The organism is Dyella jiangningensis (assembly GCF_003264855.1).
GTDB lineage: Bacteria > Pseudomonadota > Gammaproteobacteria > Xanthomonadales > Rhodanobacteraceae > Dyella > Dyella jiangningensis_C.
Genome location: NZ_NFZS01000001.1, coordinates 1594061 through 1605998, shown reverse-complemented (window position 1 = coordinate 1605998; position 11938 = coordinate 1594061). Strand labels below are relative to the sequence as shown.

Sequence of the window (11938 nt, the reverse complement as noted above, 5' to 3'; positions counted from 1 at the left end):
GGAGCTCATCATGAACCTTTCGCCTTCCACCCGGACCCCGCCCCTCCCTCGCCGCGTGATCAACGCATTGTTGTTGGGCGCTGTCGCGCTCGGCGTCTCCCACCTCGCGATGGCCGACGAGGCCGTGCAGCAGCCGTCAGCGGCGACTTACCAGGTGGCCGTGCAGTCCAGGCTGCTGCCGGACCCGCATCGTGGCGAGGCCGGCGATCGCGTCGACTGGAATGTCGACTATCCCTCGCAGCTGGCTCCTCAACCGGTCGACGTGGCGAACGATGCCCCGGTCAACAAGCTGGCATCGACCGTCGCCACGTCCTCGGACCAGCCACTCTGAGCCACACCACGCACGCCAGGCGTCAGGTCACCGGGAAACGCCGCCCGGCCCCGGCGACGGCGGCGACGAGATCGATCGCGAGGGCCAGCACCATGGCTGTCGCACCGATGACGAACAGCCACGGATACTCGCCGCCGTTGTGCGCGAACAGGAACGACATGCCGTAGGCGGCCGTGGCCTGCAGTACCGCGAAGCTGGTGGTGGCTGCGCTCCACGCCGCCTTCTGATCCTCGGCATGATGCGGCAGCAGTTCATGCACACGCCCGAGGGCCAGCGGCACGATACCCGGAGTGAAGGCACCGACCACCACGCTCGATACCATGAGCGCGAACTGCCCCAGCCCCAAGGCAGGCAGCAGCACCGCCACGGCTTCGATCAGGAAGGCAAGGCGCAAGGCGGGTCCGAATCCCGTGCGATCGGCCAGATGTCCCGTGGCCAATGGCCCGATCAACGCGCCGATGCCGAACATCACCCAGTACGCGGCACCCGCATGCAGACCCAGGCCGAGCCCGTGCGCCACGAAATCAACCAGGAAGATCATGTGCGGCACCAGGCCGACGGCGTTGAGTCCATAACCCGCATAGAGCACGCGCAATCTGCTGTTGCCGTGCATGGGCGCGTGTGGCGAGGTGGTGGTCTCGTGAACGCCTTCCCGTGGCCAGCTGCTCCACGAGGCAAGCGTGAGCAGCGCCGCCATCGCGCCCAAGCCAAGCCAGGTAATGGTCAGCCCCTCGCGAAGCAGCAACGGAACGAGCGTGCCCGACAACGCGATGCCCACGCCTACGCCCATGAAGATCACGCCACCAGCAAGCCCGCGCCGTGACGGCGGCACCCGTGGAAGCACCGTCGGCGCCGCCAGCACCATCAAGACGCCACCGGCGAAACCTGATGCGAAGCGCCAGCTGAAGAACCAGATAAAGGACACCGGCAGCGCGCAGGCAAGCAAAGCCAGCGTGGCGACGACCATCATCAACCGGATGGCTGCCGCCGCGCCCATCCGGCGCGCCATGCCACGTGCAAGCACCGCACCCGCGAGATAGCCGGCCAGATTGGCCGCGCCGAGATACGCCGCGGCCGACGCCGCGAACCAATGCGCATCGATGATCGCGGGCAACAACGGCGTATACGCAAAACGCGCCAGCCCGATACCGACAAGACTGGCGCTCAAGCCGGCGAGCGTGGCGCGCCAGCTGCTGGACGAAGACGCATGCATGAAGATGACTTCCAGACGAGTGAATGACCATCCCTGGCAACAAACCCTGTGGGTATCGACGATCGGGCGACCCCAGGGCCACGCGTGAGGCCGGATGCCACTCACGTCGCCGTTGCGCACAGCCGGCAAGCAGCGATGGGGCGGGAGGGGGGATTAGGATTTGCCGGCGGCTCGTTGCCTGCGGAACTCGGCGGCGGGCAACCCGCCCCAACCCCAGTTCTCCATCTCTACTTCATCGATCACGACGAAGGTGGAGTCCAGCGGTTTGTCCAACACGTGCAGCAACAATTCGCTGACACCCTTGATCAGCGCCGCCTTCTCCTCGGGCGCAACCGAGCTGCGACCGGGGGCCGCTCCCTCGCGTGTGACCTTGATGTTGACGAAAGGCATGTTCGTTCTCCGTGGGGCGGGTGGCGGACGCGAACGTCCGCCCAGTGAAGCATCAATGGCCCGCGCTCTGGCCGCCGTCGACGTGCAGGATTTCACCGGTCACGAAGCTTGCGCTTTCGAGGAAGATGACCGCCTGTGCGACATCGTTGATCTCACCGAGGCGGTTCACTGGATGCAGCGCGGCGAGCCACTCGTGCGTCTCGGGCGCATGCATCGGCGTCTTGATCACGCCAGGCGAGACGGCGTTCACGCGGATGCCGCGCTTGGCGTACTCGACCGCCAGTGACTTCGTGGCCGAGTTGAGGCCGCCCTTGGTCAGCGAGGCAAGTACCGACGGCACGCCGTCGATCGCATGATCGGTGAGGCTGGTGGTGACATTGACCACGTGGCCGCTGCCCTGCTTCTCCATCTCGCTGAGCGCCGCCTGCGTGATATGGAAGAAGCCATTCAGGTTGACCGACAGCGTATTGGTGTAGTCCTCGGCGGTATACGCCGTGAACGGCTTGGCCATGAAGATGCCGGCATTGTTGACCAGCGTGTCGATGCGGCCGAAGCGCGCCATGGCCTCGCTCACGATGCGCCTGGCCACGTCCGGGTCGGCGACGTCGCCCGCCACCGCCAGAATGTCCGGATCGTTCGAGGGCTTGATGGAGCGCGAATTGGCGACGACGCGATAGTCGCGATCGCGGAATGCCTGTACCAGGCCGGCGCCGATGCCTTGCGAGGCGCCGGTGACGACGACCACTTTGCGTGCGTTGTTCATGATGTGTTGACTCCGAAGATTCATGGATGTCGGCGTGATGCCGATCGGGCCGACAGGTCCGACGGCCACGAATCTAGGCGTGCAACAGCGATTAGCGAATCCCTGCTATCCGGCAGACATTCTTCCGCGCCGCGTACGAATCGGCGTCGATGGCGATGTTTCCGGCGCAGGCATGAGCGCCGCGAACTGGGCACGAAGACGCGGCAGGGCGAAATCCGCGAAGGCACGCACCTTGGGCACCGCCAGGCGACCGAAGGGCGATACGAGATTCACCGGTATGGCCGCGGGCTCGGCGTCGGCCAGCACGATGCGCAGCTCGCCGCGGTTTATCTCCGGCGCCACGTGATAGGACAACAGTCGCGACACACCATGGCCATCCACCACCGAGGAAATCGCGCCACGCACGTTGTTGATCACCAGCCGCGGCGTGAACGACACCGCGCGCGGCACCGAAGAACCTTCCTGCGGAGGAAAGCTCCACGAATCCTGGCCCATGTGCGCCATGGTCACGATGGCATGCTTGGCGAGATCGGCGGGCTCCTTGATGCGTGGATGCGTCGCCAGGTAGCGCGGCGACGCCACGACCACGCGACGCACCTCGCCGACGCGCTGCGCCACCAGCGACGAATCGGCCAGATGCGTGATGCGCAGCGCGAGGTCCATGCCCTCGTCGATCAGGTTCACCGGCCGCTCCAGCATGTGCATGCGCACGCTGACGGTCGGGTACTCGTCCATGAAGGCATCGACGATGGAACGCAGGATCTCCACGCCGGCAAACACGGTCGAAGTGATGGTCAGCGTGCCGCGCGGCACCGAGCGCTCGCCGGCGGCGTTGCGATCCGCCTCTTCGAGATCGGCCAGTACCTTTCGGCAAGCCGCCGCATACCGCTCGCCCGCCTCGCTCAGCTTGAGCGAACGCGTGGTCCGGTGCAGCAAGGGCACGCCCACGTGCTCCTCGAGAAAGGCGATGGCGCGACTCACCGCTGCGGCCGAGCGTCCTGTCTTGCGGCTCGCCCCGGCGAGGCTGCCCTCGTCGAGCGCGGCGACGAAGACTTTCATGGCGTCGAGACGATCCATAGGCCTGGCTCACGTGGCGAGGATGCGATCCGCGCAAGCCGCGCGGCACGGCGCGATTTCACCACTCCGGGGCCGACACGTCGAGCATGCGCATCCATCATGCGCACCTACGCATTCGGCACGACCGCTCAGGAATGCATCGTTCGCCGGCCCGAGGGCTCCTGCTCGCGCGAGGTCCGTCGCGTCAACGCAGCGGACTGGCCGCCACCGATATCGAGTTGCTGCTCGGCCAACGCGGCGACACCCAGCCGGTGCGATACCACGATGAGCACGGTGTGCGGAAGCCGCGCCTTCAACGCCGCCAGCACGCGCAGCTCCGACGCGGTATCCAGCGCACTGGTCGCCTCATCCAGCAAGGCGATGTAAGGCTGCCGCAGGATCACCTGTGCGAGCAGCAGGCGCTGCAGTTCGCCGCCGGAAAGACGGCTGGACGAACTGTGCAGATCGGTGTCGAGACCCTGCCGCGAGGTGGAGAGCCTCAGGTCCAGGCCGACGTCCTTCAGCACGCCATGCAACACCTCGTCGCTGGCGTGCGGATCGGCCCAATGCAGGCATTCGCGTACCGTGCGTTGCCATGGCCGCACGCTCTGGCTCACGTAGGCGCTGTTGCGCACGCGTTGGCGATAGTCGTCGAAGTCGATGTCGTGGCCGCCTGCGCGCGCCTTGAAACCCTGTGGCGCCGCCATCCCGGCCAGCGCATCCACCAGGCTGCTCTTGCCGATGCCCGAATCGCCGGAAATCAGCGTCATCTCGCCGGGAATCAACGGCAGGTGCTCGACCAGGATGCCGGGCATGGGTGGTACCACGTTCATGCGTTCGACATGCAACGCATCGCGACGCTCGCCTGTCGGAGTCGCGGACGTGGATGCGAGCGCCGGCGGCATGCGCATGTAGCGTTCCCGCAGTTCGAGCGCGGGTCCGGCCGAGCGCAGCTGCTGGAAGCTCTGTCGGGTAGACACGAGATAGGGCAACAGGCGGCCGAGCAGCAGGCACACCGCGATGACCGACGCCTGGTCCACGCCCCGCCAACGCTGCGCGAACAGGAAGATGCCTGAAATGCCCAGTGCGGCCAGCAATTCGAGCACCAGCCGCCCGCTGGCCACCAGTTCGAGCTGCCGCCGATAGCCGTGCCCGAGCCGCGCGGAGACATCCGCATAGCCCGCCTTCTCGGCATCCTCGCGGCCGAAGGAACGCACGTGGCGAAGGCGCCGCGGAAAATCTTCGCTGTGCCAGAAAAGGCGCGTCATGTCCGCGACGTACTGGCGCGCGACTTCCGATTGCTCGCGTCCGAACAGACGCGATGCCAGCAAGCCTACGCCGGCCAGCAACGGCGCCGCGAACGCCAGCGGCGGCGACACCCATAGCGCGAGGCCCAGGCTCACCGCGCATGTGAGGCCGGCCAGCAGCAACTGCTGCAGCGCGCTCAAGCCCTGCACGATGACTTCGACATTGTGCGTGAGGACGTGGGCGATCTCGGCCGAGGTGGCGTCGGCCAGCGAACCCAGCGAGGCGTCGATGAGACGCGCGTGCACCTGTCGTCGCAGGCGCATCCCGTAGGCGCTGATCTGGCGCGCGCCGCATCGCGCGGCCTGCCATCGCAACCACGCGAAGCTGCCCATGGCGACGGCGAAGACGGCGACGCGCATCGCCATGCCGCCCTCCATGCCGGAAATGCGCGCAGCGATCGGCCATACGTGATCTGGCTGGATCAGGGGCACGAGCGCGACAGCGGCGATGCCGCCAGCCAGGGCCGCTGCGAGCGAAAGCACGACGTAAACGACCAGCCCCGTGACGTCTGCACGCGTCAGCGATGCCCATACGAGGTGCCAGGTGTCGTGAGCCCGGTCATTCGCCCGTGCTGGATGGACTGCCATGCTCGCTCACTCACGTTGACGGACGATGACCGGATCGATGCGAGGCTTCTTGCCACGCACCGAATGACCATGGCGGTGAGTGCCCGCCCGGCGGCAAAGGGTTGCCTGTGTCGTCAGGCGAGCAAGCCCAGCAAGGCGTCGACCGACGCCTTGGGATGCGATCCGCGACGCAGCTCATAGACGCCGCGCTCGACCATGCGCTGCTGGAACGGTGCCCAGCCGGGCTGACCCGAGGCGTAAGGCTGGTCGGCCACCAGGCGCGAGGCGGTGGCGTCGGTTGGCATGCGGCGCAGCAGCGGATCGGCATCCGCCGCCCGCTGGCCCGACACGAACACGGCACCGACCAGCTCCAGCGGGCCACCGCTGGATGGCACGGGCGCGTGGCGCAAATCCGCCTCGTGTTTCTCCACGCCGCTGCGGCGGCGGATCACCGGTGCTTCGCGAATCCACGAGCGCACGGCCTCGTCGCCGATGAAGCCAAGCGCGTCGGCCTTCACATGCAGGAAGTTGGCGACGCCCGTGGCGAGCAGGCTCGTGGGCTCGACGAAAACGGCGTCTTCCGCGAGAAAGTCCAGGCCGCCCAGCAAGCTGTGCAAGGCCAGCGTGGACTTGCCGGCGCCGCTGGCGCCGAGCAGCAGCAGGCCGCGCCCATGTCGTCCCACGCACGCGCCATGCAAGGGCACCAGGCCAAGCCGGCGCGTCGCCATGGTAAACACCGCGAACTCGATGAGCTCGTAGCGCAGGTGATAAGGCCTGGCCAGCATGTCGCGCGAGGCCACCACCAACGCCCTGCCCTCCTGCGGCGACATCACGACGTAGTTGCATTCGTCCATCACGCCGCAAAGCAGGCCTGCGCCCGATTGCGCGCGTACCGGAGGCGGCTCGTCCGCTGGCGCATCCACGCGGCGTTCGAGCAGGCGAAGCTCGACATGGAATGCCGGTGGCGACACCGACAGCCGATGCGCGGGCAAGCCCTCGTAGGCGAGCCGCGCCAGCTGCAACAGTTCGGGGCTGTCGCTTTCGAAGCGGAAGTCGCCGCCCAGCGCGCTGGCGTGCACGACGTCGCGCCGTCCGGTCCTCTCAAGAAACGGATCGAGGCTCGATTCGCCGGTATCGGAAAAGGAAAACGTCGCCATGGATGCAGGAATGGAAGGCCATTCATGTGATAGCACATCGCCAGGCGAACGGACATCCAAATATTTTTCGCCGCGCAGGCAACCCACGCACCGCCATCGGGCACTCACGTCCAACTGAGCGATGTGCCTGGACGGCGAAAACGGCCGGATCCGGCGCCCGCGCGCCGCTGTGGCGCGTCCCGATAGAGGCTTCCCGGCAATGCTAACGATCCAGGTCGGCCACTCCTATTACCTGAGGTTCGACCGGAAACAGTGGGAGCGTGGCAAACCCTATCCCCCGCTGGCCACCATCCAGGTCGCTGCCTTGCTGCGACGCATGGGACACGACGTCGCCCTGTTCGACGCGATGCTGGCGGACGACGAGCAAGCCTTCGGCGAGGAGGTGCGTGCACGCCGTCCCGACGTGGTCGTGCTCTACGAGGACAACTTCAACTACCTCACCAAGATGTGCCTGGCGCGCATGCGCGAAGCGGCCTGCCAGATGATCGGCGACGCGCGTGCCACCGGCGCCCGGGTGATCGTGGCCGGATCGGACGCCTCGGACCAGCCCGAGGCCTTTCTCGCGGCGGGCGCGCATGCCGTGCTGATCGGCGAAGGCGTCGCACCGCTGATCGAGCTGATAAGCCGGCTCGAACGCGCGCCGGATATCGACATGCATGCCTGGGTATCAGGCATCGCCGGCGTGGCTTCGCTGGACAGCGGAGAAACACGACTGACGCGCGTGGGCGTGCTGCCGCCCGATCCGCGCATCGTCGGCCATCCCGCGTGGGATCTGGTCGACGTCGATCGCTACCGCGCGATGTGGCAGGAGCGGCACGGCTATTTCAGCCTGAACATGGCCGCGTCGCGCGGCTGCCCGTTCCGCTGCAACTGGTGCGCCAAACCGATCTGGGGCAACCATTACAACCGCCGGACCGCGCAGGACGTGGCCGAGGAGATGAGCCACCTGAAGGCGAGTTTCCATCCCGACCATGTCTGGATGGCCGATGACATTTTCGGCTTCCACGTGAACTGGGTGGAGGAATTCGCGGAACACCTCGAAGCCGCCGACGGCTCCGTCCCCTTCACCATCCAGACGCGCGCCGACCTGATCAGCGAGCGCATGGCCGCCGCACTGAAGCGCGCGGGCTGCGCCGAAGCCTGGCTGGGCGCCGAAAGCGGCAGCCAGCGCGTGCTGGACCGCATGAACAAGGGAACCCACGTCGCCGACCTCATCGCCGCGCGCGAACGCTTCGGCGCCGCGGGCATTCGCGTGGGCTTCTTCATCCAGCTCGGTTATCTGGGCGAACAGCTGCCCGATCTGCTGGCCACGCGCGAGCTGGTCGAACGGGCCGCGCCGGACGACATCGGCGTGAGCGTGTCCTATCCGCTGCCCGGCACGAAGTTCTACGAGCAGGTGAAGGCGCAGCTCGGCGAAAAGACGCATTGGCGCGAGAGCAACGACCTGGCGATGATGTTCCGCGGCGCCTACGACTCCGGGTTCTATCGCAGCTTCCGCGATCTGCTGCACGAGCAGGTCACGCTGCAACAGGCCGCGGCCTCCCGGCAACAGGACGAAGGCGCGTGGGCTGCGCTCGATGCACGCTGGGAGGCATTGATTGCCAGCGAGACCGAACACCGCACCGAAGGCGCGCCGCCACAGCCGATCGTCGCCTCGCCGTGCAAGGCCCAGGCATCACTCTGAGCACCAACGCATGCTGCCCCCACTGAAGATCATCAAGGAAGGCCTGCACCGCACCACCGAGGCGCTGGCGGCGGAACTGGCGCAGCCGGGAAGCGCAACACCCGACTGGAGCGAGCTGGAATGGCGACTGGCCGCGGTATCGTCCGCGGTGCACGGCGTGTCGCCCCTGCTCGGCCGGGGCTGCACGTGGGACGTGCCCGAGTGGCGGCACTTCCTCTCCGCGCAGCGCGAGCATGTCGCATTGCGCCACCAGCGGATCGTGGCCCTGCTGGAGCGGATCGACCAGGCCGCACGTTCCGCCGGCGTGGCCCTGGTGCCACTGAAAGGTTGCGCACTGCATGCGATGGGCCTCTACGTGCCCGGCGAACGCCCCATGGCGGACATCGACCTGCTCGTGCGCGAAGCGGACGTCGAGCGCACTTCGCGACTGCTGCTGCAGCTCGGCTACGTGACGTCGTTCGAGCAATGGAAGCACCGCGTGTTCAAGCCACGCGCGGCCGAACCACCTGCCGTGCTGGGTGAACATCGCGACACGCCGATCAATATCGAACTGCATGCCCACATCCGGGAGCGCCTGCCCGTTTCCGTCGCGGACATCTCCGAACAGATTCATCCCTCGCAGCCCCGCGCCGGACTGAATGGCTATCCGTCGACGGGCGCATTGATGCGTCACCTGCTGCTGCACGCGGCCGGCAATATCTGCAACCGCAGCCTGCGCCTGCTGCATGTGCACGACATTGCCCAGCTGTCGGCACGCATGTCGCCGGACGATTGGGATCGCTGCCTCGATGAACGCGCCGCAGCGCCGGCATGGTGGGCGTTTCCGCCGCTGGCGATGGCGGCGCGTTACTACCCGGTTACCGTTCCCGAGGCGGTACTGAATCGACTGCATGCCGCGTGCCCGACGATCCTGCGGTCCATCTCCCGCCACCAGACCCTGACCCAGGTCTCCTGCTCCGACCTGTGGCTGCACGCGTTTCCCGGCATCGAATGGTCACGCTCGCTCGGCGATGCCGTGCAATACGTGAAGCACCGCATACGGCCACCGCAGGAAGCGATCCAGCAGCGCAAGGACATGGTCCGCACACAGCTGTGGTTGCGTGACCAGCGCTGGGTCACGGCACCGCAGAAGCGACGTGTGCTCACCTGGCTGACCCAACCCGTGCCGCGCATGGATACGATGTTTGCGGTGCGCGTCGGGTTGGAATCGCCGGCGACCTAGCCGGGCGCGTCAGTCGTCGAGACCGTCGGTAAGCACCTGCAGGTACAACGCCTCGAACGACTTGGCCGTGTAGTCGGCATCTTCCAGCATGGATTTGCGCTGCGCCGCCAGGGCCATGCGCAATCGCCGCGGCTCGTCGGACAGCACCTGCGCAATGGCGCCGGCCAGCGCGCGCCAATCGCCCACCGGTACGGCCACAGCGGCTGAGGGCGACCATTCGGCAATGTGCCCCACCGCGGTGCCCACCGTGGGCACGCCGACGGCGGCGGCTTCCAGCAGCACCAGGGGGCCGGCTTCATGGCACGACGACATCACCAGCAGGTCCGCCGCTTCCATCAGGGGGCGAAGTTCCCGCTGCGTCTTGAAACCGAGCAGACGCACATGCCGCTCCAGGTCGAGCTGGCGCACGAGGTCATGCACTTCGCCCTGCAGGGTGTCCACGCCGACGATATCCATGTGGAATGCCACGCCCTGCCGCGCCAGCACCGCCAGCGCACGCAGCAAGGTCGGCTGGTCCTTCACGCGATTGAGGCTGGCGACATGGATCAGCCTGGCGGTGGCATGGCTGCGTTCGCGGGGACAGATCGGCGGCCACGAACGTAGGTCGACGCCGAGCGGCACGCGCCTCGCCGCGATACCCAGCGCGCGCAGCGAATCGACGATCGGCCCGCTGGCTCCGGTCACGATGTCGGCGGCACGCAAGACCACGGCCTCGCGCAACCGGCCTTTCCAGCGGCGGCGGCCGCCATAGTCGATGTCGTGCATGGCCACGAGTTCGCCGCCGGCGATGTGCACCAGGCTTGGCAGGCCCAGTAGCCGCGCCGCCGCCACCGCGACCAGGCCGCACGAGCCGGAGAAGATCGCGTGCACCAGGTCGAACGGTTGGCGGCGGTGCTCGGTGCGGATGGCGGCGATGGCGCGGACGCGCGACCAGCCGTCGCCAATGTTGTGGACGGTCGCACCCGCCAGGCCCCAGCAGTCCGGCGCCGGTTCCTGGCGCAACGCGAACACGTGCACCTCGTGCACGCGCGCCAGCCGTTCGATCAAGGCCAGCAGCACCGGAATGACGCGGAACTCGCCCGTGCGATCCACGCCGCCCGGCACGACCAGCGCCAGCTTCACGAGGCTCTCCGCAGGTGCCGCTTCACCAGCTGTGCGTACGCGCGGCTCCACAGCCGGCCCACCACGTCGAAGGAAAGCGCGGCGTCGAAGTGTGCGCGCACGTGCTCGCGTGGCACGCGGTTCGTCGCGGCATGCACCAGCGATGCGGCGAGTGCGGAGGCATCGCCCCGCGGCCAGAGCTGGCCTACGGTGCCGCCTGCCGTAAAAGCGCGGAACGATGGAATGTCGGTGACCACCGGCATCACCCCGCACGCCATTGCTTCGAGCAGCGCATAACCGCTGCCTTCCACGTGACTGGCCGAAACATAGACGTCCGCGGCGCGCATGAGCCGCTCGACGTGCGCGTGATCCACCTTGCCCATGAGATGCACGCGGCCGGCCAGGCGTTCGTCGTGCTCGATGCGCTGGCGCACTTCATCCATCCACGGCGCATTGCCGAAGACGCACCACAGCTGCAGCCCCGGCAGGCGCGATACGGCCTGGGCGACGCCGTCCAGCATGGTCAACGGATCCTTGTTGCGATTCAGGTGTCCCACCCAGAGCACGCAGGGATCGCCGTGGAGACCCGTTTCGGAGCGAGCCTGCGCGCGACTCCCCACCGTGAAGCGACTGCTGGATTCGGGAATCTCGAACAGCGGGATCGACGCGTCGAACAGGCCCGCATCGAAGAACGGCCGCGCCTGCTCGGCGGCGGTGAACGCCACGCCCGACACGACGCGATGGCTGCGGCGCCACGATCCTCGCCGCCACCAGCGCGGCGGCCGATTCGCGTGGTCCTGCAGCACGACGGGGATGTCGCCCACCTGGCGAGCCATGGCGAAGGTTTCATCGGCGAAACCCAGCCCGTTGACGTGGATGACGTCGACATCGAGCGATTCGAGACACCGTGCCACCAGTCGGCCGCGCTCCGAAGGACGATGCGCCTGTGCGATGCTCGCGAAGCGGTAGTCGACGCCACGGCGCGTGACACGCGCATCGCGCGAGGCCAGCTGAATCACCGAAACGCGCGTGCCACTGCCATGCACCGCTTCGGCCACATCCGGCAGCGAAGGCCAATGGTGGAACACCTCGTCCGGTTCCCAGGTGGCCGGCGGAGGTATGAAGTTGATCTGGGCGACGTGCAGCG

General features: G+C 67.3%; 11 protein-coding genes. 3 read left to right on the top strand and 8 right to left on the bottom strand.

Features of this window, described 5'->3' with window-relative positions:
- Window positions 1-10: 10 nt before the first annotated feature.
- A complete protein-coding gene (locus tag CA260_RS07180; RefSeq protein ID WP_111981824.1) occupies window positions 11-331 on the top strand; it encodes a hypothetical protein in 321 nt (106 codons plus the stop codon).
- Between the two features lie 22 nt (window positions 332-353).
- Here CA260_RS07180 and CA260_RS07175 read toward each other — a convergent pair whose 3' ends face one another.
- The 6 genes from CA260_RS07175 to CA260_RS07150 all read right to left on the bottom strand — a co-directional run bounded on the left by CA260_RS07175 (window position 354) and on the right by CA260_RS07150 (window position 6784).
- Window positions 354-1544 carry a YbfB/YjiJ family MFS transporter gene (locus CA260_RS07175; RefSeq protein ID WP_111981819.1) on the bottom strand — a complete coding sequence of 397 codons (1191 nt, stop codon included), beginning with the start codon at window positions 1542-1544 and terminating at the stop codon, window positions 354-356.
- A gap of 153 nt (window positions 1545-1697) precedes the next feature.
- Window positions 1698-1934, bottom strand: a complete 237-nt coding sequence (locus CA260_RS07170; protein ID WP_111981815.1) for a tautomerase family protein — start codon at window positions 1932-1934, stop codon at window positions 1698-1700.
- A gap of 52 nt (window positions 1935-1986) precedes the next feature.
- Entirely contained in the window at window positions 1987-2697 is a 711-nt protein-coding gene (locus tag CA260_RS07165) for an SDR family NAD(P)-dependent oxidoreductase (RefSeq protein WP_111981812.1), read from the bottom strand.
- Window positions 2698-2802: 105 nt separating this feature from the next.
- The gene (locus tag CA260_RS07160; RefSeq protein WP_238149635.1) at window positions 2803-3756 is read right to left on the bottom strand and encodes a LysR family transcriptional regulator; all 954 of its coding nucleotides are present in this window, start codon (window positions 3754-3756) and stop codon (window positions 2803-2805) included.
- Between the two features lie 146 nt (window positions 3757-3902).
- Window positions 3903-5648 carry an ATP-binding cassette domain-containing protein gene (locus tag CA260_RS07155; protein WP_111981806.1) on the bottom strand — a complete coding sequence of 582 codons (1746 nt, stop codon included), beginning with the start codon at window positions 5646-5648 and terminating at the stop codon, window positions 3903-3905.
- A gap of 113 nt (window positions 5649-5761) precedes the next feature.
- The gene (locus tag CA260_RS07150) at window positions 5762-6784 is read right to left on the bottom strand and encodes a serine kinase (RefSeq protein WP_111981801.1); all 1023 of its coding nucleotides are present in this window, start codon (window positions 6782-6784) and stop codon (window positions 5762-5764) included.
- Window positions 6785-6983: 199 nt separating this feature from the next.
- Between CA260_RS07150 and CA260_RS07145 the strand changes: the two genes are divergently transcribed.
- The gene (locus CA260_RS07145; RefSeq protein WP_111981797.1) at window positions 6984-8468 is read left to right on the top strand and encodes a B12-binding domain-containing radical SAM protein; all 1485 of its coding nucleotides are present in this window, start codon (window positions 6984-6986) and stop codon (window positions 8466-8468) included.
- A gap of 10 nt (window positions 8469-8478) precedes the next feature.
- Window positions 8479-9690, top strand: a complete 1212-nt coding sequence (locus CA260_RS07140) for a nucleotidyltransferase family protein (RefSeq protein WP_111981793.1) — start codon at window positions 8479-8481, stop codon at window positions 9688-9690.
- Between the two features lie 9 nt (window positions 9691-9699).
- Here CA260_RS07140 and CA260_RS07135 read toward each other — a convergent pair whose 3' ends face one another.
- A complete protein-coding gene (locus CA260_RS07135) occupies window positions 9700-10812 on the bottom strand; it encodes a glycosyltransferase family 4 protein (RefSeq protein WP_111981790.1) in 1113 nt (370 codons plus the stop codon).
- The gene (locus tag CA260_RS07130; protein ID WP_111983049.1) at window positions 10809-11936 is read right to left on the bottom strand and encodes a glycosyltransferase family 4 protein; all 1128 of its coding nucleotides are present in this window, start codon (window positions 11934-11936) and stop codon (window positions 10809-10811) included. Before CA260_RS07130 ends, CA260_RS07135 begins: the two co-directional genes overlap by 4 nt.
- Window positions 11937-11938: the final 2 nt, after the last annotated feature.

Excerpts from the sequence above, each read along its gene's own strand:
- CA260_RS07180 (WP_111981824.1), top strand. The coding sequence starts at position 11 with ATGAACCTTTCGCCTTCCACCCGGACCCCGCCCCTCCCTCGCCGCGTG.
- CA260_RS07175 (WP_111981819.1), bottom strand. The coding sequence starts at position 1,544 with ATGCATGCGTCTTCGTCCAGCAGCTGGCGCGCCACGCTCGCCGGCTTG.
- CA260_RS07170 (WP_111981815.1), bottom strand. The coding sequence starts at position 1,934 with ATGCCTTTCGTCAACATCAAGGTCACACGCGAGGGAGCGGCCCCCGGT.
- CA260_RS07165 (WP_111981812.1), bottom strand. The coding sequence starts at position 2,697 with ATGAACAACGCACGCAAAGTGGTCGTCGTCACCGGCGCCTCGCAAGGC.
- CA260_RS07160 (WP_238149635.1), bottom strand. The coding sequence starts at position 3,756 with ATGAAAGTCTTCGTCGCCGCGCTCGACGAGGGCAGCCTCGCCGGGGCG.
- CA260_RS07155 (WP_111981806.1), bottom strand. The coding sequence starts at position 5,648 with ATGGCAGTCCATCCAGCACGGGCGAATGACCGGGCTCACGACACCTGG.
- CA260_RS07150 (WP_111981801.1), bottom strand. The coding sequence starts at position 6,784 with ATGGCGACGTTTTCCTTTTCCGATACCGGCGAATCGAGCCTCGATCCG.
- CA260_RS07145 (WP_111981797.1), top strand. The coding sequence starts at position 6,984 with ATGCTAACGATCCAGGTCGGCCACTCCTATTACCTGAGGTTCGACCGG.
- CA260_RS07140 (WP_111981793.1), top strand. The coding sequence starts at position 8,479 with ATGCTGCCCCCACTGAAGATCATCAAGGAAGGCCTGCACCGCACCACC.